At 62.4% G+C, this 24280-nt stretch carries 18 protein-coding genes and 2 pseudogenes; 15 read left to right on the top strand and 5 right to left on the bottom strand.

Annotated features, from left to right (window positions below):
• Positions 1–57: 57 nt before the first annotated feature.
• The 7 genes and pseudogenes from AC07W4_RS01595 to AC07W4_RS01565 all read left to right on the top strand — a co-directional run.
• The gene (locus AC07W4_RS01595) at positions 58–1110 is read left to right on the top strand and encodes a beta-keto acid cleavage family enzyme (RefSeq protein ID WP_008050011.1); all 1053 of its coding nucleotides are present in this window, start codon (positions 58–60) and stop codon (positions 1108–1110) included.
• Positions 1111–1202: 92 nt separating this feature from the next.
• Positions 1203–2534 (top strand): MFS transporter, encoded by a 1332-nt coding sequence (locus AC07W4_RS01590; protein WP_495031262.1) that lies wholly within the window; start codon positions 1203–1205, stop codon positions 2532–2534.
• Positions 2531–3193, top strand: coding sequence for a DsbA family oxidoreductase (locus AC07W4_RS01585; RefSeq protein WP_495031261.1), 663 nt, complete (start codon positions 2531–2533; stop codon positions 3191–3193). The genes AC07W4_RS01590 and AC07W4_RS01585 overlap by 4 nt, the downstream gene beginning before the upstream one ends.
• Entirely contained in the window at positions 3190–3516 is a 327-nt protein-coding gene (locus AC07W4_RS01580) for a Rieske (2Fe-2S) protein (RefSeq protein ID WP_495031260.1), read from the top strand. Before AC07W4_RS01585 ends, AC07W4_RS01580 begins: the two co-directional genes overlap by 4 nt.
• Positions 3513–4523 (top strand): YeiH family protein, encoded by a 1011-nt coding sequence (locus AC07W4_RS01575; protein ID WP_495031259.1) that lies wholly within the window; start codon positions 3513–3515, stop codon positions 4521–4523. The genes AC07W4_RS01580 and AC07W4_RS01575 overlap by 4 nt, the downstream gene beginning before the upstream one ends.
• A 199-nt stretch (positions 4524–4722) precedes the next feature.
• Positions 4723–4875 (top strand): annotated as a pseudogene (locus AC07W4_RS01570) (putative sulfate exporter family transporter); the annotation flags it as partial.
• Positions 4876–5074: 199 nt separating this feature from the next.
• Positions 5075–5224 (top strand): annotated as a pseudogene (locus AC07W4_RS01565) (putative sulfate exporter family transporter); the annotation flags it as partial.
• Between the two features lie 289 nt (positions 5225–5513).
• Here the strand turns inward: AC07W4_RS01565 and AC07W4_RS01560 are convergent.
• The gene (locus AC07W4_RS01560) at positions 5514–6548 is read right to left on the bottom strand and encodes an AraC family transcriptional regulator (RefSeq protein WP_008053295.1); all 1035 of its coding nucleotides are present in this window, start codon (positions 6546–6548) and stop codon (positions 5514–5516) included.
• Between the two features lie 355 nt (positions 6549–6903).
• Between AC07W4_RS01560 and AC07W4_RS01555 the strand changes: the two genes are divergently transcribed.
• From AC07W4_RS01555 to AC07W4_RS01520, 8 genes are all read left to right on the top strand, one after another.
• A complete protein-coding gene (locus AC07W4_RS01555; protein WP_495031258.1) occupies positions 6904–7470 on the top strand; it encodes an RBBP9/YdeN family alpha/beta hydrolase in 567 nt (188 codons plus the stop codon).
• Between the two features lie 124 nt (positions 7471–7594).
• Positions 7595–9598, top strand: a complete 2004-nt coding sequence (locus tag AC07W4_RS01550) for a DUF1302 domain-containing protein (RefSeq protein ID WP_495031257.1) — start codon at positions 7595–7597, stop codon at positions 9596–9598.
• A gap of 41 nt (positions 9599–9639) precedes the next feature.
• Entirely contained in the window at positions 9640–10998 is a 1359-nt protein-coding gene (locus tag AC07W4_RS01545) for a DUF1329 domain-containing protein (protein ID WP_495031256.1), read from the top strand.
• A 216-nt stretch (positions 10999–11214) separates the two neighbouring features.
• Positions 11215–12306 carry a WD40/YVTN/BNR-like repeat-containing protein gene (locus AC07W4_RS01540; protein WP_495031255.1) on the top strand — a complete coding sequence of 364 codons (1092 nt, stop codon included), beginning with the start codon at positions 11215–11217 and terminating at the stop codon, positions 12304–12306.
• Between the two features lie 16 nt (positions 12307–12322).
• Positions 12323–14842, top strand: a complete 2520-nt coding sequence (locus tag AC07W4_RS01535) for an efflux RND transporter permease subunit (RefSeq protein ID WP_495031254.1) — start codon at positions 12323–12325, stop codon at positions 14840–14842.
• A gap of 6 nt (positions 14843–14848) precedes the next feature.
• Positions 14849–16627, top strand: coding sequence for an acyl-CoA dehydrogenase C-terminal domain-containing protein (locus AC07W4_RS01530; protein WP_495031253.1), 1779 nt, complete (start codon positions 14849–14851; stop codon positions 16625–16627).
• A gap of 24 nt (positions 16628–16651) precedes the next feature.
• The gene (locus tag AC07W4_RS01525) at positions 16652–18295 is read left to right on the top strand and encodes a fatty acid--CoA ligase (protein ID WP_495031252.1); all 1644 of its coding nucleotides are present in this window, start codon (positions 16652–16654) and stop codon (positions 18293–18295) included.
• 288 nt (positions 18296–18583) lie between these two features.
• Entirely contained in the window at positions 18584–18928 is a 345-nt protein-coding gene (locus AC07W4_RS01520) for a potassium channel family protein (RefSeq protein WP_495031251.1), read from the top strand.
• 130 nt (positions 18929–19058) lie between these two features.
• On the opposite strand, the gene AC07W4_RS01515 is transcribed toward AC07W4_RS01520, so the two are convergent.
• The 4 genes from AC07W4_RS01515 to AC07W4_RS01500 are packed head-to-tail and all read right to left on the bottom strand — an operon-like array spanning position 19059 to position 24185.
• Complete coding sequence (locus AC07W4_RS01515; protein WP_495031250.1) at positions 19059–19280, bottom strand: formate dehydrogenase subunit delta; 222 nt, start codon at positions 19278–19280, stop codon at positions 19059–19061.
• The gene (gene fdhF, locus AC07W4_RS01510) at positions 19277–22153 is read right to left on the bottom strand and encodes a formate dehydrogenase subunit alpha (protein ID WP_495031249.1); all 2877 of its coding nucleotides are present in this window, start codon (positions 22151–22153) and stop codon (positions 19277–19279) included. The genes AC07W4_RS01515 and fdhF overlap by 4 nt, the downstream gene beginning before the upstream one ends.
• Complete coding sequence (locus tag AC07W4_RS01505; protein WP_495031248.1) at positions 22150–23709, bottom strand: formate dehydrogenase beta subunit; 1560 nt, start codon at positions 23707–23709, stop codon at positions 22150–22152. Before AC07W4_RS01505 ends, fdhF begins: the two co-directional genes overlap by 4 nt.
• Positions 23709–24185 carry a formate dehydrogenase subunit gamma gene (locus AC07W4_RS01500; RefSeq protein WP_008053272.1) on the bottom strand — a complete coding sequence of 159 codons (477 nt, stop codon included), beginning with the start codon at positions 24183–24185 and terminating at the stop codon, positions 23709–23711. The genes AC07W4_RS01505 and AC07W4_RS01500 overlap by 1 nt, the downstream gene beginning before the upstream one ends.
• Positions 24186–24280: the final 95 nt, after the last annotated feature.

The raw sequence follows: 24280 nt of genomic DNA, 5'->3' as shown, positions 1-24280 counted from the left end.
CACGACCCCGGGTGGGCGCAACAATCATAAGAACTGGCATAAGAACTGGAGTAACCCATGCAATTCTTCGACGATTCCCTGCACCCGGAAAACATGGAAAAGGTAGTCATTACCGTGGCCCCGTACGGCCCGGAGTGGATGCCGGAAGATTTCCCGGAAGACATCCCGCTGACCATGGACGAGCAAGTCCAGAAAGCGGTCGAATGCTATGAAGCCGGCGCCACCGTGCTGCACCTGCATGTGCGCGAACTGGACGGCAAGGGCTCCAAGCGCCTGTCGAAGTTCAACGAGCTGATCGCCGGTGTGCGTGAAGCCGTGCCGGACATGATCATCCAGGTCGGCGGTTCGATTTCCTTCGCTCCGGAAAGCGATGGCGAAGCAGCCAAGTGGCTGTCCGACGACACCCGCCACATGCTGGCCGAGCTGACGCCTAAACCGGATCAGGTCACGGTGGCGATCAACACCACCCAGATGAACATCATGGAGCTGCTGTATCCGGAATACCTGGAAGGCACCTCCCTGGCCAACCCGATGACTCAGGCTGCCTACAGCGAGATGACCGTACCGGCAGGTCCTGCCTGGGTTGCCGAGCACCTCAAGCGCCTGATGGACAACGGCATCCAGCCGCACTTCCAACTGACCGGCATGCACGCCATGGAAACCCTCGAGCGCCTGGTGCGCCGTGGCGTTTACAAAGGCCCGCTGAACCTGACCTGGATCGGCATCGGCGGCGGTTTCGACGGCCCGAACCCGTTCAACTTCTTCAACTTCATCCACCGCGCGCCGGACGGTTGCACCCTGACCTCCGAGTCGTTGCTGAAAAACGTCATGCCGTTCAACACCATGTCGATGGCCATGGGCATGCACCCGCGTGTGGGCAACGAAGACACTATCATTGATCACAAGGGCGACCGTTTCGGCTCGGTTGCACAGATCCAGCAAACCGTGCGCATTGCCCATGAACTGGGCCGTGAAATCGCCACCGGCAAAGAAGCCCGCGAGATCTACCGCATCGGCGTGCAGTACGAAACCATCGAAGAAACCCTGTTGGCCAACGGCATGGCCCCCAACCGCAAGGCTGGGCAGAAAGGTACTCCGCAACGCGGTTGACCGTGGGTCGGGACGAGAGGCCGTGACCTCTCGTCCGCCTGACCGTTACACGCTTGATAACAAAAATAAAACAAAGCTCTTGAGGAGGCTGCATGGCCTTTCACCCAATCGCCGCCGACGATGACGACTCCAGCGGAGTCGGCGTTGCGCGCCAATATGCCTGGATCGTCTTTGCCTTGACGTTCGGCCTGTTGATTTCCGATTACATGTCGCGTCAGGTACTGAACGCGGTCTTCCCACTGCTTAAAAGTGAGTGGGCGTTGAGCGACGGACAGCTCGGTCTGCTCAGTGGCATCGTCGCCCTGATGGTCGGCCTGCTGACGTTTCCCCTGTCGTTGCTGGCAGACCGCTTCGGCCGGGTCAAGAGCCTGGCGCTGATGGCGTTCCTGTGGAGCGTGGCGACCCTGGGTTGCGCGTTGGCCCAGGACTACCAGCAGATGTTCATCGCGCGGTTCATGGTCGGTGTCGGCGAAGCCGCCTACGGTAGCGTCGGCATCGCGGTGGTGATTTCGGTGTTCCCCAAACACATGCGGGCCACCCTGGCCAGTGCCTTCATGGCAGGCGGCATGTTCGGTTCGGTGTTGGGCATGGCTTTGGGCGGTGCGATTGCCGCCAAGCTGGGCTGGCGCTGGTCGTTCGCCGGCATGTCGCTGTTTGGCCTGTTTCTGGCGGTGCTTTATCCGCTCATCGTCAAGGAAGCGCGCATCGCGCCACAACGTGCCGCGCAAATTGCGAACAAGACGGCTGCCGCGGTCAAGCGTCCACTGCGCACGCTGTGGTCCAGCCGTTCGGTAGTGTCGACCTACATCGCCAGCGGCTTGCAGTTGTTCGTCGGCGGTACGGTGATGGTGTGGATTCCCAGCTACCTCAATCGCTACTACGACATGCCCACCGACAAGGCCGGCGGCATGGCGGCGGTCATCGTGTTGTGCAGCGGCGCGGGGATGATCCTGTGCGGCATGCTCAGCGATCGCCTGTGTCGCAATTCGCCGGAGCGCAAGGTCAGCCTGGCCATCGGCTTCTGCCTGGGCAGTTGCCTGCTGTTGTCGGCGGCGTTTGCCTTGCAGGCAGGGCCAGTGCAACTGCTGCTGATCTGCCTGGGCATGGCGATTGCTACCGGCACCACCGGCCCCGCCGGCGCGATGGTTGCCAACCTGACGCATTATTCGGTGCACGGTACGGCGTTCGCCACGCTGACCCTGGCCAACAACATGCTGGGGCTGGCACCGGGACCGTTCATCACCGGCCGGGTGTCCGACCTCATCGGTCTGCATGCCGCGTTTCAACTGGTGCCACTGGTCAGCCTCGCGGCGGCGGCGGTGTTCTTTTATGCCAAGTGTCACTACCACAAAGATATTGCCCGGCTTCAGGGTCAGAGCGTGCCTGACCCTGTCGGTGAAGCGGGTTTAGAGGTGAAGTTGTGAGTCGTCGTTTACGTATTGATGTGTTTTTCGATTTTATCTGCCCCTGGTGCCTGATCGGCAAACGCCAACTGGAGCATGCGCAGGTACAGTTTCGCAGTCGCCACCCGGATGTGCAGATCACCACGGCGTGGCATGGCGTGCAGTTGCTGCCCCAGATACCGGTAGAAGGTGAACCCTTCGCCGATTTCTATCGCAAGCGCCTGGGCAATGCCGACGCCATGACCATGCGCCAGGCCCAGGTACAGCAGGCTGCCAGTGCGGTTGGCCTGGCCATCGACCTCAGCCGTATCGAGACGATGCCCAACACCGCAGACGCCCATCGCTTGTTCGAGCGTGTCAGCGAACTGGGCAATGCCAGTCAGCGTGAAATGGTTCTCGAACGACTGTTCGCCGCTTATTTCCTGAGGCGCGAAAATCTCGGCTGCCGCGAGACCTTGCTGGCCATTGCCCGCTCCTGCGGCATCGCTGCGGACGGGCTGCTCGATTGCCTGAAGGGCGATGCCACGCCGTTCGAAGGATCTCCCGGCGCGACCAGTGGCGTGCCGAGCTTTCAGTTCGACGGCCGCATGACGGTGATCGGTGCACAACCTGCCCAGGCGCTGCTCGGGGCCATGAACGAGGCCCTCAAGGAAAGTGATCGCGAGCGGCAGCCAGCATGAGCCGGCGCATTCCCGTGCCAGCCGGCAAGCACCCGCAGGCCGGTGGCCGGGCGCTGTTCGAGTTCGAAGACAAAAGCCTGGCGTTGTTCAACGTCGACGGGCAGTTGTTTGCCATTGACGACAGCTGCCCGCACCAGGGTTCTTCGCTATGCGGAGGGCGTCTTGAGGGTCGGGTGATTCAATGCCTCGCCCATGGTTTGCGCTTCGATTTGCACAGCGGCTACCTGCTCAATTCCAGGCAGGTCAAAGTCACCAACTACCCGGTCGAGATCATCGACGGCCAGGCGTTTATCGTCATCGCTACCGAGGAGTCCGCGCCATGAGCGCCATTGCTCTTACCCGCATCCACAGTCGCACGCGCGAACTGGCACCGGGGTTTATCGTCAGCCTGATCGTGGCGGCCGCCGCGTCGTTTTTGTCCGAGCACTACGGTGCGCCGGTCATGCTGTTTGCCTTGCTGCTGGGCATGGCCCTGAATTTTCTCGCCGATGACGGCCCCTGCAAGGCCGGTATCGAGTTCACCGCCCGCACCGTGCTGCGCATTGGCGTGGCGCTGCTGGGCATGCGCATCACCCTGGAGCAAATGGCGGCGCTGGGCTGGAAGCCGATCGCGCTGGTGGTGATCCTGGTGGTGGTGACCATCAGCGTGTCTGTGATCGCCGCCAAGGCCCTGGGATTCCAGCGCCTGTTCGGCATGCTCACCGGTGGCGCCACGGCCATCTGCGGCGCCTCGGCGGCCCTGGCGCTGGCAGCGGCGCTGCCGAACCATCCGCAGAAAGAGCGGGCGACCCTGTTCACGGTCATCGGCGTGTCGGCGCTGTCGACTCTGGCGATGATCGTCTACCCGATGATCGCCAACTGGCTGGAGTTGTCACCGCAGGTGGCGGGCGTGTTCCTCGGCGCCACGATCCACGACGTGGCCCAGGTGGTCGGCGCCGGCTACAGCATGTCGACCGAGACCGGTGACACGGCCACGGTGGTCAAGCTGATGCGTGTTGCGATGCTGCTGCCGGTGATCGTCACCGCGGCGATGATCACCCGCATGCAAGGCGCCGATCCGACCGGCAAGCGCCCGCCGCTGTTGCCGTGGTTCGCCGTCGGTTTTCTGATTCTGGCCTGCATCAACAGCACCGGATGGATAGCGCCCGCGGTGCAAGGATCGGTCAACGAACTGTCGCGCTGGTGCCTGGTGATTTCCATCAGTGCCCTGGGCATGAAGACCCGGCTCAGGGAGCTGGCGGCAGTCGGGATCAAGCCGATTCTGCTGATGGTGGGGGAGACGGTGTTCCTGGTGGTGCTGGTGCTGTTGTTGCTGCACTGGGGGCTCTAGGCCCTGTCAAGAAAGCCTGTTTGCGAAGCCTCTTTTGTAGCAGCTGGCGAAGCCTGCGTTCGAGGACGAAGTCCTCGCAAATCCGGTATACGTGGGTTGACTGACACACCGCGTTGCATGGTTTTACGACTGCTTCGCAGCCGAACGCAGCCTCGCAGGCTCGGCAGCTGCTACAGAGAGCCGAACTGCGTCTACTCCTCGCTGGTGCCTGGTGATTTCCATCAGTGCCCTGGGCATGAAGACCCGGCTCAGGGAGCTGGCGGCAGTCGGGATCAAGCCGATCCTGCTGATGGTTGGAGAGACGGTGTTCCTGGTGGTGCTGGTGCTGTTGTTGCTGCGCTGGGGGCTCTAGACCCTGTCAAGAAAGCCTGTTTGTGAAGCCTCTTTTGTAGCAGCTGGCGAAGCCTGCGTTCGAGGACGAAGTCCTCGCAAATCCGGTATACGTGGGTTGACTGACACACCGCGTTGCATGGTTTTACGACTGCTTCGCAGCCGAACGCAGCCTCGCAGGCTCGGCAGCTGCTACAGAGAGCTGAACTGCGTCTACTCCTCGCTGGTGCCTGGTGATTTCCATCAGTGCCCTGGGCATGAAGACCCGGCTCAGGGAGCTGGCGGCAGTCGGGATCAAGCCGATCCTGCTGATGGTTGGAGAGACGGTGTTCCTGGTGGTGCTGGTGCTGTTGTTGCTGCACTGGGGGCTCCAGGCCCTGTCAAGAAAGCCTGTTTGTGAAGCCTCTTTTGTAGCAGCTGGCGAAGCCTGCGTTCGAGGACGAAGTCCTCGCAAATCCGGTATACGCGGGTTGACTGACACACCGCGTTGCATGGTTTTACGACTGCTTCGCAGCCGAACGCAGCCTCGCAGGCTCGGCAGCTGCTACAGAGAGCTGAACTGCGTCTACTCCTCGCGCAGTGCGGCGCCCGGCCGGTGTCACAAACACCGGTCTTTCGCGGCGACTGTACCAGCAGTCGCCGTTTTTTTGTGCGGTCGACTCAGGATTCTTTCGGGCCGGTGACAGGTTTAGCTGTGGATTGTTTTTGCGCACGCCATGAAGCCGGCGGCATACCGAACTGACTGATAAACCACCGCGTAAACGAACTCGCCATCGAATAGCCGAGCATGTCGGCAATCCGGCTGAGCGAATAGTTCGGGTTGTCCAGGTAACGCAGCACCAGGTCTCGGCGCACGTCGTTGATCACGTCGTTGAAGGCGCAGTTGTCGTCCTTGAGGCGGCGTTGCAGGGTGCGTACGTTCATGCCCTGGCTTTGGGCCACCTGTTCGATGGTGGCGCGCCCCATGGGCAGCAGCAGGTAGATGGCCTTGCGCACCTCGAACAGCATCGAGGTGCCTTCGTGGTTCTGCAGCGAGTCGAGGTAGCTCTGGGCGTAGCGGGCCATGGCCGGGTCGGCGTTGGGGTTGGTCATGTCCAGGCTGATGTCAGGGCAGACGATGCCGTTGAACTCGCTGCCGAACTCCAGGTTGCAGCCGAACAGGCGGCGGTGCAGGTGCAGGTTGTCCGGTGGCTGGTGCATGAAGTTGACGCTGTAGGGATGCCAGTGTGAGCCGAGCAGGGCCGAGCACAGCCGGAACATCACGCCAATGGCCAACTCCGTGGCCTGGCGGCTGGGCATCGGCGTTTCGGTGACCACCTCTTCGCGAATGATCACCATCTTGCCGGCCTCTTCAATGAAGATGGCCAGCGAGTCATTCATCAGGTGCCGGTAATCCACCACGACCTGCAAGGCATCGCGCAGGGTGCGCTGGTGGCTGAGCAGCAGGCTGACCACGCCGAAGTCCGAGAGCTGGCGCGACTCGGCCATGCTCAGGCCGAAGGTCTGGCAGCCGCTGGCGGTGGCCGAGTCTTCCAGCAAGCGGACGGCGGCATCGATATGGATGCGGTGTTCAGGGGCTTGCAGTTGGGCCTTGCTCAAGCCGACTGCTTCCAGCACGTCGCGCGGGTTGAAACCCAGGTACTGGGTGACCTCCAGGTAGTTGGTCAAGACGGCGGCGCGAACAAGCTTGGTCATGCAAAGTCTTCCCTGGGCCGATGGCGTTTGGCGTGAGCGTGGCGACTATATCCAGCGTATCAACAGTTGAACAGTTGTCATGTCGTTGATGGATTTCATGCTGTCCGGTCACCCATCTTCTACGCTGCATGGAGCCACCGGCGCTCATCCGTTGATTACAGTGACCTTGCGCCAACCTGCGAGGTTTTTAGACCAGTGGTCGCACTGTCCAAGTGTCCGACAATTTGTCATCAAAAGAAAAGTGCCTGACGTCCAATGTAAAGCGCTTCGGGTGGGCGCTCTTTAATGTCGACACTACAAAAAGCCCCTGGCGAAAACAGCCAGTCGAGTTATCGAGAAAGCGAAGGTGTTGACCGTGGACAAACTGCAAACTGCCGCCACCATTCTGATCGTTCCGGGTCTGCGCGAGCACGTGGCCGAACATTGGCAAACACTGCTTGCCGCCAGGCTGAGCAACGTGCGCAGTGTGGCGCCGCTAGAGACCGACAAGCTCGACTGCATGGCCCGTGTGCGGGCGATTCAACACGAACTCGAACAAATCGACGGCCCCGTGATTCTGGTGGCCCACAGCGCCGGCGTGCTGATGGTTGCGCACTGGGCTGCGCACTACAGCCGACCAATCAAGGGCGCTTTGCTGGCCGCGCCACCAGACCTCGATGCGGTCTGGCCGTCGAACTATCCATCTTCCGAAACCCTGCGTAGCCAGGGCTGGAACCCATTGCCACAAGGCCAGCTGCCATTTCGCAGCATCGTGGCCGGCAGCACCAACGATCACCTGGCCAGTCTGGCTGCGGTCACCCGCATGGCAGAAGGCTGGGGCGCCGAGTTGCTCAATCTGGGCGAAGTCGGCCATCTCAATCCGGCCGCAGGATTTGGCCATTGGCAGCAAGCTGAAGCACTCATCCTGGAGCTGGATCGCTAGTACAAGGAGCTGGACTGGCAGTACGCCAACCGGCATTTGCCCTCATTCCTTAAACGCAAACCCGAAGAGGTTTGTGCGAGGGCGGCTGCGCTTAAAACAAAGACAAAAAGGCGGAGACAACGCAATGCACAACAATAAGAGTCACGGCTTCACCGCGCCACGCTGCACCTTGCTGGCCTCGGCCATTCTCGCGGCAACCGTACCGGCGGCCCATGGGGCCGAGATCGAGACGGGGAATCCGGACTGGAACGTACGCGTGGATAACACCATCAAGTACAACTACGGCGTGCGTACCGAAAGCGCCGACAAGCGCATGTTGGGAACGCCGAACAACAACGACGGCGACTACAACTTCCGCAAGGCCGGTACCAACATCACCAACCGTATCGACCTGTTGACCGAAATGGACGTGGTCTACAAGAACGCCATGGGCTTTCGCGTCAGCGCCGCCAGCTGGTACGACAAGGCCTATGACAACACCGGTTCCAACTCCAACCCGTTCGTCAACGGCAACGATGCGCGTTCGGGCCTGATCGCCAACGATCCGCGCCTGGCCGGGGTCACCCATGACAACGTCGGCAACGGCAGCCCGCACCTGAGCAATTATGCCCAGCGCTACTACAGCGGCCCTTCGGGCGAAATCCTCGATGCCTTCGTGTTCTACAGCACCGAAGTGGGCGAGGAGTCGATGTTCAGCGTCAAGGCCGGCCAGCACAACGTGTTCTGGGGCGAGACCATTCTCAACCCGGTGCACTCGGTCAGCTATGGCCAGTCCGGCCTCGACCTGGCCAAGCTTGCCGCGTCGCCGGGTACCGAAGCCAAGGAGCTGTTCGTTCCGCGTAACCAGCTGTCGATGACGTTCACCGTCAATCCCGAGCTGACCGTGGGTGCCCAGTATTTCCTCAATTGGGATGCCGCGCGCCTGCCGGAAGCGGGTACCTATTACGGTGGTTCCGACCTGGTTGGCTTCGGCGCGCAATCGTTCCTGTTGGGCAACACCAACGGCGTGGTACCGGGCAGCCCGCTGGGTTGTGGCCTGGCGCCGTGCAACGCCTTGACCAATGTGCGTCGTGGCAAGGACCTGACCCCGCATGACAGCGGCGACTGGGGCGTCATGGCCAAATGGTCGCCGGCGTGGCTGGATGGCACCCTCGGCGTCTACTACCGCGAAACCTCGGAAATCCTGCCACAAGCCTGGCTGGACGCCAGGGGTATTACCTCGGCCAACCCGAACGGCACCCGTCCGGCGGGGCAAGTGCCTGCGGTGATCAATACCCTCAATTCGCTGGACACCGCCACCTATCAACTGGCCTATGCCGACAACATCAAGATCCTTGGCCTGAGCCTGTCCAAGGACGTGGGTGGAATCAGCGTGGGTTCGGACCTGAACGTCCGCCACAACATGCCGCTGGCCAGTATCCCGGCGATCGTCAGTACCCGCAGCCCGCTGGGCCTGGGTCAAGGGCTTGGCCTGCTGCCAGCGCGTACGGACGCCACCGGTGTGGTCTATGACACCCCGAGCCGTGGCGACAGCATGAGCGCCACCGGTGACACCCTGCACTGGACGCTCAACGGTCTGATGACCTTGCCTAAAACAGCTGTGTTCGACCAGGCAACCGTGCTGGCCGAGTTGTACTACAGCAACCTGCTCAAGCTCGATAGCGAAAACGAGGCGCTCTACAAAGGCAAGGGCAGCTATCGCGGTATCGACGCGCCGACCCGTGACAACTGGGGGCTGGCAGTCAACTTCACACCGACCTGGTACCAGGTATTCCCGGGTGTCGATCTCAACGCGCCGATGTCGGTCAACGTCGGTCTCGACGGTGTGTCGCCGGTCTCCGGTGGCGGTGCCAAGGACACCGGCAACTATGCCGTGGGCGTGGGCGCCATTGTCTACAACAAATACTTTGTCGACCTGAAGTACGTGGACTCCTTTGGCCAGACCGACAAGTGCAACAAGAGCGGTGTAAGCACCGGCCCAACCGGTGGTGACGGCTCCACCCCGAACGCCTTTAGCGGCAACGAAAACTACGCCTGTTACGCCGGCGGCTACTCGTCCTTCTCCGGAGGTGGTGCCACGACTGAGGACCGTGGCGCCGTGTACCTGACGATGAAAACTACATTCTGATTCACCACTGATTTGCTTAACGCAAGCAGGAGAATAACAAGATGAAATTTGTAAAAACCGTGTTGGCCGCTTCGCTGGCCATGGTCTTCGCCGCTCAGGCACAGGCTGCTGTTTCAACTCAGGAAGCTGCCAGGCTTGGCACCAGCCTGACCCAGGCAGGGGCTGAAAAAGCCGGGAACGCTGATGGTTCCATTCCTGCCTACAACGGTGGCTTGACCACGCCGCCGGCCAGCTTCAAGGCCGGCGACAGCATGCGCCCGGATCCGTTTGCCAGTGAAAAGCCTGTGCTGGTGATCGACGGCAAGAACGTCGATCAGTACAAGGGCCTGCTCACGGCGACCACGGTTGAACTGGCCAAGCGTTTCCCGACGTTCCGTGTCGACGTGTTCCCGACGCACCGCACCGTGTCGCTGCCTCAAGCGATACTGGATAACGGCGTGAAGAACGCCAGCGGCGCCAAGTCCCTGGAAGGTGGCCTGGCCATCGACAACGTGCTGCCGGGCATTCCATTCCCGATTCCGCAGTCGGGCAACGAAGCGATGTGGAACTTCCTGTTGCGCTACCAAGGCGTCAGCATCAGCTCCAAGTACGACTCCTGGAACGTTGACTCCGCGGGCGTTCCTAGCCTGGCGACCACCGGGCAAGCGAACATTTCCTACCCGATCTATGAAAACCTCTCGCAGCCGATCAGCAGCGCCGACGTGTACTACCAGATGAAGCTGGCGTACACCGGCCCTGCGCGCCGTGCCGGCGAGGCGATCATGCTCAAGGACGCCGCCAACCCGTTGCAGCAACCGCGTCGCGCCTGGCAGTACCTGCCGGGCCAGCGTCGGGTGAAACTGGCGCCGAGCCTGGCTTACGACACGCCAAACCCGGGTACCGCAGGTGCGGGCACCTACGATGACGTGTTCGTGTTCAACGGTGCGCTGGATCGCTACGACTGGAAACTGGTCGGCAAGCAGGAAATGATCGTGCCTTACAACACCTACAAGCTGACCTACGTCCAGGATCCGAAGTCGCTGACCACCGCCAATCACTTGTCACCGGACTTCGTGCGTTGGGAAAAACACCGTGTATGGGTCGTCGAAGGCAACCTCAAGGCCGGTGCCCGTCACATCTACGCCAAGCGCCGCTTCTACCTCGACGAAGACAGCTGGACCGCTTTGGCCTCGGATCAATATGACGCCCGTGGTCAGCTCTATCGCGGTTCCTTCGCCTTCCTGAGCCAGAGCTACGACAAGCAGGTTCCGGACTCGACGCCCTTCATGATCTACGACCTGGTCGGCGGTTCCTACAACATCAACGGTGTAGTCGGCCCTTACGGCGGCATCAAGTACATCGAGCCGCTCTCCAAGGCGCAGTGGTCTTCGGAATCCCTGGCCGGTGCCGGTATTCGCTAAGCCAACCGCAAGCAAACGGTCGCACGATCCACTGTAGGAGCGAGCTCGCTCGCGATGGACTCGAGAACACCGCGGGGAACCAGGCTCCCCGCGTCATCGTTAACGCCCATCGCGAGCAAGCTCGCTCCTACAAACGGCATGACCTGCACGGCGTGAGGTTTTACCGTCAGGCACACGCAAGTGTGCCTCGACGCGGTTTTCCGAAGAGGACGCAGCATGTGTTCGTATAAAAATAATATTTTGCGTTTGGCGTTCGGCGTTGTGCTCGGCCTGTCGCAGGGCGTCGCCCAGGCGGCCGATTACGTCGATGTGCTGGACCTGCCCGCCAGGGTCAGCGCCTTGGCCATCAACAGCCCGTTGTCCGGCATGACCCGCGCCGGTGGGCGTGTGATTACCGTCGGCCAGCGTGGCCATATTCTGTTTTCCGATGATTCGGGAAACCACTGGCAACAGGCCGCCGTACCGGCCAGTGCCGACCTCACTGCGGTGAATTTTCCGACCACCACCCAAGGCTGGGCGGTGGGTAATGACGGCGTGGTGCTGCACAGCAGCGACGCCGGCGCGACCTGGCAAAAGCAGCTCGACGGTCGTCAGATCGGCGCCTTGCTGGTCAAGCATTACACGGCGCTGGCCAGCGCCGAACCGGGCAACGAGCAATGGCCCCAGTTGGCTATGGAAGGCCAACGACTAGCCGATCAGGGCGCGGACAAACCGCTGCTCGACGTCTGGTTCGCCAACGACAAGACCGGCTATGTGGTCGGGGTATTCAACCTGATCCTGCGCACCGACGACGGTGGCCTGACCTGGACGCCATTCCAGGACCGCACCGACAACCCCCAGGGTTTCCACCTCAACGCCATCGCCTCCACCGGCGACGGTGTGTACATCGCCGGCGAGCAAGGCCTGCTGCTCAAGTGGGACGACAGCGCCCAACGCTTCAATGCCGTGCCGACGCCTTATCAAGGCAGCTTCTTCGGTGTGCTCGGCAAGCCTGGCGAGGTGCTGATCTACGGCCTGCGCGGCAACGTGCTGCGCAGCACCGACGGCGGCCAGAGCTGGACCGCACTGGACACCGGCCTGCACGTCAGCATCACCGCGGGCCTGATCGATGCCCGTGGCAATTATCGCTTGTTCACCCAGGGCGGGCAGATGCTGGTCAGCCAGGGGACGGGCGCGCAGTTGCATCTGAAGCAGCAACCGGCACCGACCCCGGTCGCCGGTGCCACCCAGTCCGCCGATGGCGCATTGGTGCTGGCCGGCAGCCGTGGTGCCCGGACGCTGTCCGCCGATCCAGCCCTCGAACCCTAAGAGCGAGAACCCAGACATGGGCAATATCAAACAAGACGCCATGCCGGTGATCCGCGAACTGCGGGATTTCGACCACCGCTCCGGCAACCTTCTCGAACGGCTGGTGTTCAACTACCGCCCGCTGTTCATGCTGTTGATGGCACTGGCCACCGTGGTGCTGGGCTTCATGGCCGTGACTCGCCTGGAGCTGCGCCCAAGCTTCGAAAAAATGATTCCCCAGAGCCAACCCTACATCCAGAACTTCCTGGAAAACCGCCAGTCGTTGCGCGGGTTGGGCAACTCGGTGCGGGTGGTGGTCGAGAACACCCAGGGCGATATTTTCGACCCCGAGTACCTCGACGTGCTCAAGCAGGTCAACGACCAGCTGTTCCTCACCGAAGGCGTCGACCGTGCGTGGATGAAGTCGCTGTGGAGCCCGGCCGTGCGCTGGACCGAAGTCACCGAGGACGGTTTCCAGGGTGGCCCGGTGATGCCCGACACCTACTCGGGGCAACCTGAGCAGATCGAGCAGTTGCGCCAGAACATCTCCCGCGCCGGCATCGTCGGCAGCCTGGTGGCCAGCGATTTCAAGTCGACCATGCTGATCGTGCCGCTGCTGGACAAAGCCGCGGCCGGTGGCCAACGAATCAATTACCACGCGTTCTCGCAGATGCTCGAAGAGCAGTTGCGCGACAAGATCGAATACGCCGGCGACAGTGCTGCGCGAAAATCCGGGGTCGAAGGCACCGGCCATTACAAGGTGCGGGTGATCGGCTTCGCCAAACTCATGGGCGACCTGATCGACGGCCTGATCCAGGTGATGATGTTCTTCGGCCTGGCCGTCGTCACGTCACTGGCCATCATCTACGCCTACACCCGTTGCGTGCGCAGCACCCTGCTGGTGGTCGGCTGCTCGCTGATCGCGGTGGTCTGGCAACTGGGCATCGTCGCCTGGCTCGGATACGCCATCGATCCGTACTCGGTGCTGGTGCCATTCCTGATCTTCGCCATCGGTGTGTCCCACGCGGCGCAGAAGATGAACGGCATCATGCAGGACATCGCCCGTGGCACCCATAAGCTGATCGCCGCGCGCTACACCTTCCGCCGTCTGTTCATCGCCGGTGTCACCGCGCTGCTGGCCGACGCCGTGGGCTTCGCCGTGTTGATGCTGATCGACATTCCGGTGATCCAGGACCTGGCAATCACCGCCAGCATCGGTGTCGCGGTGCTGATCTTCACCTCACTGCTGCTGATGCCGGTGGCCCTGTCCTATGTCGGTGTCGGCGCGAAAGCCGCCGAGCGTGCGCTGAAAATCGACAACCGCGCTGAGAAGCACAAAGGCTTCGGCAAACTGTGGGACGCGCTCGATCGCTTCACCACCGCCAAGTGGGCCACGGGTGCCGTTCTGGTCGCGGTGTTGATGGGCATTGGCGGTTTCATGGTCAGCCTGAACCTGAAGATCGGCGACCTGGAAAGCGGGGCGCCGGAGCTGCGCGCCGACTCGCGCTACAACCGCGACAACGCCTACATCACCCAGCATTACGCGCTGTCCAGCGACCTGTTCGCAGTGATGATCAAGACCGCGCCGGAAGGCTGCCTGAACTACAAGACCCTGGTGCTCGCCGACCGCCTGGCCTGGGAGCTGCAACAGTATCCGGGCGTGCAGGCGACCGCGTCCTTGGTCAACGCAGTACGCCAGATCACTGCCGGTACGTATGAGGGCAACCCCAAGCTCAACAGCATCCAGCGCAACCAGGACGTGCTCAACTACGCCGCCCAGCAGGCCTCGGTCAACTCCCCGGAACTGTTCAACACCGATTGCTCGCTGATGCCGGTGATCACCTTCCTCAAGGATCACAAGGCTGAAACCCTGGACGCGGTGGTGGCGATTGCCGACAAGTTCGCCAAGGAAAACAGCACCGCGGATCGCCAGTTCCTGCTCGCTGCCGGCAGCGCCGGTATCGAGGCGGCGACCAACATCGTGGTGCGTGAAGCCAATCACACCATGCTGTTGTACGTGTACGCGGCGGTGACGCTGTTCTGCCTGATCACCTTCCGCAGCTGGCGGGCCACGCTGGTGGCGCTGTTGCCACTGGTGCTGACCTCGATCCTCTGCGAAGCCTTGATGGTGGCCATGGGCATCGGCGTGAAAGTCGCGACCCTGCCGGTGATCGCCCTCGGCGTGGGCATCGGCGTGGACTACGCCTTGTACCTGCTCAGCGTGCAATTGCACTTCCAGCGCCAGGGCCTGCCGCTGTCCCAGGCTTACCGCAATGCCGTGTCGTTCACCGGCCGGGTGGTCGGGCTGGTGGGCATCACCCTCGCCGCCGGCGTGGTGTGCTGGGTCTGGTCGCCGATCAAGTTCCAGGCCGACATGGGCATCCTGCTGACCTTCATGTTCCTGTGGAACATGCTCGGCGCGCTGATCCTCATTCCGGCCCTGTCCTACTTCCTGCTGCGCGAACGGGCCCCTCAGCCTGGTTCTGTCGCGGCAGCCGTAAACACTGAATCCACTGAACGTCCCGGCATGCCGCATGCCGTGACCACTTCCGAGTAAGCCAAGATGTCTGATTACAAAGCACCCCTGCGCGACATGCGCTTCGTACTCAACGAAGTTTTCCAGGTGTCCCGGCTCTGGGCACAATTGCCCGGCCTGGCCGACGTGATCGATGAAGAGACCGCCGCCGCCATCCTCGAAGAGGCCGGCAAGATCAGCGGCGAAGTGATCGCGCCACTGAACCGCGCCAGCGACGAACAGGGCTGCACCTGGAACGACGGCGCGGTCACCGCCCCGGACGGTTTTGCCCAGGCCTATCAAGCCTTCGCCGAAGGCGGTTGGGTGGGTGTCGGCGGTGATCCGCAGTACGGCGGCATGGGCATGCCCAAGGCCATTTCGGCCCAGGTCGAAGAGATGGTCAACTCGGCCAGCCTGTCGTTCGGCCTGTACCCGATGCTGACCGCCGGTGCCTGTCTGTCGATCAAGGCCCACGCCAGCGAAGAACTGAAAGCGGCTTACTTGCCGAACATGTACGCCGGCACCTGGACCGGTTCGATGTGCCTGACCGAAGCCCATTCCGGTACCGACCTGGGCCTGATCCGCACCAAGGCCGAACCCCAGGCCGATGGCAGTTACAAGGTCAGCGGCAGCAAGATTTTCATCACCGGCGGCGAGCACGACCTGACCGAGAACATCATCCACCTGGTGCTGGCGCGATTGCCCGATGCACCGGCCGGCCCGAAAGGCATCTCGCTGTTCCTGGTGCCGAAAGTGCTGGTCAACGCCGACGGTTCGCTGGGTGAAAACAACGCGCTGTCCTGCGGCTCCATCGAACACAAGATGGGCATCAAGGCCTCCGCCACCTGTGTGATGAACTTCGATGGCGCCACCGGCTGGATCGTCGACGCACCGAACAAAGGCCTGGCGGCGATGTTCACCATGATGAACTACGAGCGTCTGGGCGTGGGTATCCAGGGCCTGGCCCAGGGCGAGCGCTCGTACCAGAACGCCGTCGCCTACGCCCGTGACCGTCTGCAAAGCCGCGCACCGACCGGCGCGCAGCACAAGGACAAAGCGGCCGACCCGATCATCGTGCATCCGGACGTGCGCCGCATGCTGCTGACCATGAAAGCCTTGAACGAAGGCGGCCGTGCGTTCTCCAGCTACGTGGCCCTGCAACTGGACATTGCCAAGTACAGCGAAGACGCACCGACACGCCAGCGCGCGCAGGATCTGGTATCGCTGCTGACCCCGGTGGCCAAGGCATTTCTCACCGACATGGGCCTGGAAACCACCATCCACGGCCAACAGGTGTTCGGCGGCCACGGCTACATCCGCGAATGGGGCCAGGAGCAACTGGTGCGCGACGTGCGCATCACCCAGATCTACGAAGGCACCAACGGCATCCAGTCCCTGGACCTGGCCGGGCGCAAGATCGTCGGCAGCGGCGGGGCGCTGTACCGCTTGTTCGCTTCGCAAATCCGCGAATTCACCGCCGGCGCCGGCGCGGACCTCGGCGAGTTCACCCAGCCGTTGAACGCCGCCGTCGACACCCTCGACGACCTGACCGCGTGGCTGCTGGACCGGGCACAAAACAACCCGAACGAAATCGGCGCGGCCTCGGTCGAGTACCTGCACGTGTTCGGCTACACCGCGTACGCCTACATGTGGGCGCGCATGGCCAAGGCCGTCATGAGCGGCGATGCCGAGGACGATTTCTACACCAGCAAACTGGCCACCGCGCGTTTCTACTTCGCCCGGTTGCTGCCGCGTATCCACTCGTTGAGCGCATCGGCCAAGGCCGGCAGCGACTGCCTCTACGAGCTGCAAGCCGATCAGTTCTGATCGAAAGGACAAGGAACCTTAAACATGATGGCGACAAAAATAATTCCGCCCGCCGACGGCGCCTATGCCTATCCCTTGCTGATCAAGCAACTGCTGCTGTCCGGCGTGCGCTACGAGCCGGGCCGGGAAATCGTCTACGCCGACAAGCTGCGCTACAGCTACCAGACCCTCAACAAGCGTATTCGCCGCCTGGCCAATGCGCTGACGGCGGCCGGGGTCAAGGCCGGTGACACGGTGGCTTTGCTCGACTGGGACAGCCACCGCTACCTGGAATGCTTCTTCGCCGTGCCGATGATCGGCGCGGTGCTGCACACAGTGAACATTCGCCTGTCGCCGGAGCAGGTGCTGTTCACCATGAACCACGCCGAGGATGACCTGGTGCTGGTGCATGATGATTTCCTGCCCCTGGTCGAGCAGATCCACGATCGGCTGGAAACCGTAAAAGGCTACCTGCAGCTCACCGATGACGAGGCGACCACCACCTCGCTGCCGGTACTGGGCGAGTACGAGCAAGTGCTGTCCCTGGCCCCGGACCAGTACGACTTCCCCGATTTCGACGAGAACTCGGTCGCCACGCTGTTCTACACCACCGGCACCACCGGCGACCCGAAAGGCGTGTACTTCAGCCATCGGCAATTGGTGTTGCACACCCTGAATGCCGTCGGCACCCTGGGCGTCTATCAGGGCCAGCCGCTGCTGCGTTCCGACGACGTGTACATGCCCATCACGCCGATGTTCCATGTGCATGCCTGGGGCGTGCCGTACGTCGCGACGCTGATGGGCATCAAGCAGGTCTACCCTGGCCGCTACGAACCCAATAGCCTGGTCAGGCTGTACCGCGAAGAGAAGGTGACCTTCTCTCACTGCGTGCCGACCATCCTGCAGATGATCCTCAACTGTGAAGAAGGCAAGGCGACCCGTTTCGACGGCTGGAAAATGCTCCTGGGCGGCAGCGCGCTGACCCTGGGCGTGGCCAGCGAAGCCAATGCCAAGGGCATGGTGGTGCACGCCGGTTACGGCATGTCCGAAACCTGCCCGTTGCTGTGCCTGACCTACCTTCGCGACGAGGACCTTCAGCTATCCGCCGAAGCCCAGCTGCCGATCCGCATCAAGACCGGCACGCCGGTGCCGCTGGTCGACCTGAAGATCATCGACGCCGAGGGCAACGACGTGGCCCATGACGGCGAGTCCCTGGGCGAGATCGTGGTGCGCGCACCGTGGCTGACCCAGGGCTATCTGAAAGCCCCGGACAAAGGCGCGCAGCTGTGGCACAACGGCTGGCTGCACACCGGCGACATGGCCTCGATCGACAAACTGGGCGGCGTGGAAATCAAGGACCGCATCAAGGACGTGATCAAGACCGGCGGCGAGTGGATCAGCTCCCTGGACCTGGAAAGCCTGATCAGCGAACACCCGGCCGTCATGTCCGTCGCGGTGGTGGGCATCGTCGATGAGCAGTGGGGCGAACGGCCCATGGCCATGGTGGTGTGCGAGCCGGGGCAATACCTGGACCGCAAGATCCTCGAGACACACCTGCAAGCCTTCGTCGACGGCGGCCGCATCAACAAATGGGCGATCCCCAAGCAGTTCAAGTTCGTCGCCGAAATCCCCAAGACCAGCGTTGGCAAGATCAACAAGAAGCTGATCCGGGAAACTGAAGCGAACTGAGGGATAAACCTGGCACTGTTGTTGTAGGAGCGAGCCTGCTCGCGATGGACTAAAGAGCGCTGTGTTTAACCAGGAAATACGCGCAATCGTTAACGACCATCGCGAGCAGGCTCGCTCCTACAGGAATTCACCGGCGCCGGGCGGTTTCTGGATAGCCCGGTTGGCGTCATCTTTGTCATAGTCCTGGCCAGAGATAACACCCCGTTGGTCGCAGTTTTCAGCGCTTGTGCCAAGCTGAACGGGGTGTTGAACCGCCGTGCATCAGTCAAACCCCAGGAAGCCCACGACATGAACCTCACCCGTGCATCAAGCGTCCGCCACGAGTTCTACAAGGCCGTCTGGTTCTACTTCAAAGTGGTGTGGCCGATCTTCTCGATATTGCTGCTGGTGATCATTGCGTTCGGCCTCATCATCGCCCACCTCGAAGGGTGGAGCCCGTATGACGGCGTCTACTTTGCCTTCGTGACCGGCTTGACCATCGGCTATGGAGAACTGGTGCCCAAACTGGGCGTGTCACGAGTGCTGGCGATCTTGCTGGGTTTCAATGGGGTGCTGATGACGGCGACATTTGCGGCGATCAGTGTCCGGGCGATTGAAGTGACGGTGACGGCGTCAGCGAAGGACAAGGAATAGGGGCAACCAACACGCACTCTCCTGTGGGAGCGGGCTTGCTCGCGAAGGGGCCAGTACATTCAACATCAATGTTGCCTGGACCGACGCCTTCGCGAGCAAGCCCGCTCCCACAGTTTTTGCAGCCGGCAGGCTAAGCCTCCCAACCCGCCCCAGTCACCGCCGCCTGTACCAGCGGGTGCAAGTCCGCCCCTTTATGTTCCGTCTGCCAGGCCAGCAACTCCCTGCGCATACTCGGCGCCCAGTACATCTGCATATGATTGCGCACGCTGAGCACCGCCTGTTGCTGGTCCGGCTGGCTGGCGAAGTACTGGGCGATCTGGTTGGCCATCTTGATCAGGTTGTCCGTGCTCATCGGCGTACCTCCGCTTTGGCGCCACGGGCCCGGTCCTTGAGCAGACGATGCTGTTCATCGCTGAACTCCTGGAAGCGCTTCTGCCACTCCGAAGGGTGGTAGACGCGACTGACCTCCACGGCAGTGACCTTGTACTCCGGACAGTTGGTGGCCCAGTCGGAGTTGTCGGTGGTGATCACGTTGGCGCCCGATTCCGGGAAGTGGAAGGTGGTGTACACCACGCCCGGGGCGACCCGTTCGGTGATCCGCGCCCGCAGCACGGTCTGCCCGGCGCGGCTGCCGATGCCGACCCAGTCGCCTTCGTTGATACCACGGCTCTCGGCGTCGGTCGGGTGGATTTCCAGACGATCTTCGTCATGCCAGGCGACGTTGTCGGTACGCCGGGTCTGGGCGCCGACGTTGTACTGGCTGAGGATGCGCCCGGTGGTCAGCAGCAGCGGGTAGCGACTGTTGACCTTCTCCTCGGTGGGCACGTAACCGGTGAGCATGAAGCGCCCCTTGCCGCGCACAAACTCTTCGATGTGCATGGTCGGCGTGCCGTCCGGTGCCTCGGCGTTGCACGGCCATTGCAGGCTGCCGTGGCGATCCAGTTCGGTGTAGCTGACGTTGGTGAAGGTCGGCGTCAGGCTGGCGATCTCATCCATGATTTGCGACGGATGTTTGTAGTTCATCGGGTAACCGAGGGCATTGGCCAGGGCCACGGTGCCTTCCCAGTCGGCCTTGCCGCCCAGCGGCTCCATGACCTTGCGCACCCGGGAGATGCGTCGCTCGGCGTTGGTGAAGGTGCCGTCCTTTTCCAGGAACGAACTGCCCGGCAGGAACACATGGGCGAACTTGGCGGTTTCGTTGAGGAAAATATCCTGCACCACCACGCACTCCATGGCCGACAGGGCTGCGGTGACGTGCTGGGTATTCGGATCGCTCTGGGCGATGTCCTCGCCCTGGCAATACAAACCCTTGAAACTGCCGGCCAGGGCCGACTCGAACATGTTGGGGATGCGCAGGCCCGGGTCGGGTTGCAGGGTGACGTTCCAGGCTTGTTCAAACTGCGCCCGTACTGCTTCGTTGGAGATGTGCCGGTAACCGGGTAGCTCGTGGGGGAAGGAACCCATGTCACAGGAGCCCTGCACGTTATTCTGCCCGCGTAGCGGGTTCACGCCCACGCCTTCGCGGCCGATGTTGCCGGTGGCCATGGCCAGGTTGGCGATGCCCATCACCGAGGTGCTGCCCTGACTGTGTTCGGTGACGCCAAGGCCGTAGTAGATCGCCGCGTTGCCGCCGGTGGCATACAGGCGAGCAGCGGCACGGATATCGGCAGCGGGCACACCACAGACAGGGCCAAGCGCTTGCGGCGAGTTTTCCGCGCGGCTGACGAACTCACTCCAGATCGCGAAATCGCTACCCTCGCAACGGGCGTCGATAAAGGCCTGGTTGAGCAGGCCTTCAGTGACGATAACGTGGGCCAGCGCATTGAGCATGGCGACGTTAGTGCCAGGGCGCAGGGCCAGGTGAAATTCGGCACGGGCATGCACCGTATCCACCAGATCGATGCGTCGTGGGTCGATGACGATCAGCCGCGCGCCTTCACGCAGGCGGCGTTTGAGTTGGGAGGCGAACACCGGGTGGGCGTCGCTGGGGTTGGCGCCCATCACCAGGATCACGTCGGCCTGCATCACCGAGTCGAAACTCTGGGTGCCGGCGGACTCGCCCAGGGTTTGCTTCAGGCCATAGCCGGTCGGCGAGTGGCAGACCCGCGCACAGGTGTCGACGTTGTTGTTGCCAAAGGCCGCGCGCACCAGCTTTTGCACCAGGTAGGTTTCTTCGTTGGTGCAGCGGCTGGAGGTAATGCCACCGATGGAGTCGCGGCCGTATTTTTGCTGCAGCCGACGGAATTCGCTGGCAGCGTAGGTCACCGCTTCATCCCAGCTGACTTCCTGCCAAGGGTCGCTGATGTGCTTGCGGATCATCGGCTTGGTGATGCGATCCGGGTGGGTGGCGTAGCCCCAGGCAAAGCGCCCCTTGACGCAGGAGTGGCCGTGGTTGGCCTGGCCGTTCTTGTCCGGAACCATGCGCACCAGTTGGTCGCCTTTCATCTCGGCGCGGAACGAGCAGCCCACGCCGCAATAGGCACAGGTGGTGATCACACTGCGTTCGGGCTGACCGAGTTCGACCACGCTTTTTTCCATCAGGGTCGCAGTAGGGCAGGCTTGTACACAGGCGCCGCAGGACACGCACTCCGAGTCGAGGAAGTTATCCCCACCGGCAGCGGCCACCCGGGATTCAAAACCGCGCCCGGTAATGGTCAGGGCGAAGGTGCCCTGGGTTTCCTCGCAGGCACGCACGCAGCGGTTGCAGACGATGCACTTGCTCGGGTCGTAGTCGAAGTACGGGTTGGAAGTGTCCTTCACGTCGGCCAGATGGTTGTCGCCCTCATAGCCGTAACGCACCTCCCGCAGGCCGACCTGACCGGCCACGGTTTGCAGTTCGCAGTTGCCGTTGGCCGAGCAGGTCAGGCAGTCCAGCGGGTGATCGGAGATGTACAACTCCATGACATTGCGCCGCAGCGTCGCGAGCTTGGGCGTCTGGGTGTGCACGCTCATGCCTTCGCTGACCGGCGTGGTGCAGGACGCCGGGTATCCGCGCATGCCGTCGATCTCCACCAGGCACATGCGGCAGGAGCCGAAGGCTTCCAGGCTGTCGGTGGCACAGAGTTTCGGAATGGTGGTGCCCAGCAGCGCAGCGGCGCGCATCACCGAAGTGCCTTCGGGCACGCTGATGCTGCGGCCGTCGATGCTCAGGGTGACTTGCACCTGGCTGTCGCGGGCCGGGGTGCCCAGATCGATGTCTGTGTTCGGGTCGAAGAGAGTGATCATTGCTCGGCCTCCGAGGGCTGCAAGCCGAAGTCGGCGGGGAAGTGCTTGAGGGCGCTGGCGACCGGGAAGGAAACCATGCCGCCCAACGCGCACAGCGAACCGTATTGCAGGGTGTCGCAGAGGTCCTTGAGGATGATCACCTGCTCATCGCGACCGTTCTGGTCAGGCGCGGCCAGCAGGCGATCGATCACCTCGACGCCGCGGGTCGAGCCGATGCGGCAAGGCGTGCATTTGCCACAGGATTCCTCGGCGCAGAACTCCATCGCGAAACGCGCCATATGGGCCATGTCCAAGGTGTCGTCCGCCACCACCACGCCACCGTGACCGAGCATCGCGCCGATGGCCATAAAGGCTTCGTAATCCAGCGGCGTGTCGAATTGCGAAGGTGGCACCCAGGCGCCGAGCGGGCCGCCCACCTGCGCAGCCTTCAGCGGACGACCACTGGCAGTCCCTCCGCCGTAGTCTTCCACCAGTTCCCGCAGGGTCAGGCCAAAAGCCCGTTCCACCAGGCCGCCGTGACGAATATTGCCAGCCAACTGGAAGGGCATGGTGCCCAGGGAACGGCCCATGCCGTAATCGCGATAGAACTGCGCCCCCTTGGCCAGAATCAGCGGCACCGAAGCCAGGGTCAGCACGTTGTGCACCAGAGTCGGCTGGCCGAACAGGCCCTGCAACGCAGGAATCGGTGGCTTGGCGCGAACGATCCCGCGCTTGCCTTCGAGAGAGTCCAGTAGCGCGGTTTCTTCACCGCAGATGTAAGCACCGGCTCCGACGCGTACTTCCATATCGAAGGCCTGGCCACTGCCGCCGACATCGGCGCCCAGGTAACCGGCTTCCCGGGCGATGTTCAACGCTGCACGCAGCGTGGCCACGGCATCCGGATACTCTGAGCGTACGTAGATGTAGCCGAAGGTGGCACCGACGGTAATGCCGGCAATCGCCATGCCTTCGATCAGCAGGAAAGGGTCGCCTTCCATCAACATGCGATCGGCAAAGGTGCCGGAGTCACCTTCGTCGGCGTTGCACACGATGTATTTCTGCGCAGCTTGAGTGCCGCGCACCGTGCGCCATTTGATCCCGGCAGGGAAGGCCGCGCCGCCACGGCCACGCAGGCCCGAATCGAACACCGCCGTCGCGGTCTGCTCGCCGCCAATGGCGATGGCCTGGGTCAAACCCTCGAAACCGCCGTGGGCCCGGTAATCCTCCAGCGACAACGGCCGGGTAATGCCAGCGCGGGCGAACAGCAGGCGTTGTTGAGTCTTCAGATAAGGCAATTCTTCCACCAGGCCCAAGGCCAGTGGATGGGTAGCCGGCTCGCCTTGGAGTGCGTCGAGCACGGACGGTACATCGGCAGCCGTCAGCGGGCCGAAGCCGATACGACCTTGCGGGCCGTCAACTTCCAGCAGCGGTTCCAGCCAATACAGGCCGCGCGAACTGGTGCGCTGAAGCTCCAGTGGCAGATTGCGTTCCTTCGCCTGAGTGATCAGGGCCGTCGAGACCTCGTCGGCGCCCACAGCACGGGCAAGAGAATCACAGGGCAGATAAAGAGTCGGCATCACGCGTCCTCCCGGCAAGCGTCGAGCAATGCATCCAGACGCTCGGCACTGAGCCGCGCATGCACCCGGCCATCCAGCTCCAGAGCCGGCGAACAGGCGCAAGCGCCAAGGCAATACACCGGCCGCAAACTGATGCTGCCATCGGCGCTGCTGCCGTGATCGTCCAGTTGCAGGCGCTCACGCAACTGCGCAGCCAACTGTTCGGCGCCACGGCTCTTGCACGACTCGGCCCGACACAGCCGCAGGATATGCCGCGCAGGCGGCGCAGTACGGAAGTCATGGTAAAAACTGATCACCCCACGAACCTCGGCCTGGCTCAGGTTCAGGGCATGGGCAATCTCGGGGACGGCGACATCGGGGATGTACCCAATGCGCTCCTGAATATCATGAAGAATGGGCAACAGCGCACCCGGAGTACCCTTGTGGCGCTCCAGCAGACTGTTGACCACAGGCAGGTGCAACATCTCATCAGGCATTCAGCAATCCTCACGGTCACGGACAAACCAGAAGGTCGTCGGTCGTCCGAAAGTGTCGGCTGCGGCACTCACACCACGTCACGGTATCGTGGCAA

Source organism: Pseudomonas sp. GW821-FHT02A08, from assembly GCF_059422045.1.
The sequence above is the reverse complement of the archived record's forward strand: the minus strand, read 5'-3'. Positions and strand labels throughout refer to the sequence as shown.

Coding starts and splice junctions, on each gene's coding strand:
- fdhF (WP_495031249.1), bottom strand. CDS start 22,153: ATGATCACTCTCTTCGACCCGAACACAGACATCGATCTGGGCACCCCG.
- AC07W4_RS01505 (WP_495031248.1), bottom strand. CDS start 23,709: ATGCCGACTCTTTATCTGCCCTGTGATTCTCTTGCCCGTGCTGTGGGC.
- AC07W4_RS01515 (WP_495031250.1), bottom strand. CDS start 19,280: ATGAGCACGGACAACCTGATCAAGATGGCCAACCAGATCGCCCAGTAC.
- AC07W4_RS01580 (WP_495031260.1), top strand. CDS start 3,190: ATGAGCCGGCGCATTCCCGTGCCAGCCGGCAAGCACCCGCAGGCCGGT.
- AC07W4_RS01520 (WP_495031251.1), top strand. CDS start 18,584: ATGAACCTCACCCGTGCATCAAGCGTCCGCCACGAGTTCTACAAGGCC.
- AC07W4_RS01535 (WP_495031254.1), top strand. CDS start 12,323: ATGGGCAATATCAAACAAGACGCCATGCCGGTGATCCGCGAACTGCGG.
- AC07W4_RS01500 (WP_008053272.1), bottom strand. CDS start 24,185: ATGCCTGATGAGATGTTGCACCTGCCTGTGGTCAACAGTCTGCTGGAG.
- AC07W4_RS01550 (WP_495031257.1), top strand. CDS start 7,595: ATGCACAACAATAAGAGTCACGGCTTCACCGCGCCACGCTGCACCTTG.
- AC07W4_RS01575 (WP_495031259.1), top strand. CDS start 3,513: ATGAGCGCCATTGCTCTTACCCGCATCCACAGTCGCACGCGCGAACTG.
- AC07W4_RS01525 (WP_495031252.1), top strand. CDS start 16,652: ATGATGGCGACAAAAATAATTCCGCCCGCCGACGGCGCCTATGCCTAT.
- AC07W4_RS01545 (WP_495031256.1), top strand. CDS start 9,640: ATGAAATTTGTAAAAACCGTGTTGGCCGCTTCGCTGGCCATGGTCTTC.
- AC07W4_RS01560 (WP_008053295.1), bottom strand. CDS start 6,548: ATGACCAAGCTTGTTCGCGCCGCCGTCTTGACCAACTACCTGGAGGTC.
- AC07W4_RS01590 (WP_495031262.1), top strand. CDS start 1,203: ATGGCCTTTCACCCAATCGCCGCCGACGATGACGACTCCAGCGGAGTC.
- AC07W4_RS01540 (WP_495031255.1), top strand. CDS start 11,215: ATGTGTTCGTATAAAAATAATATTTTGCGTTTGGCGTTCGGCGTTGTG.
- AC07W4_RS01595 (WP_008050011.1), top strand. CDS start 58: ATGCAATTCTTCGACGATTCCCTGCACCCGGAAAACATGGAAAAGGTA.
- AC07W4_RS01530 (WP_495031253.1), top strand. CDS start 14,849: ATGTCTGATTACAAAGCACCCCTGCGCGACATGCGCTTCGTACTCAAC.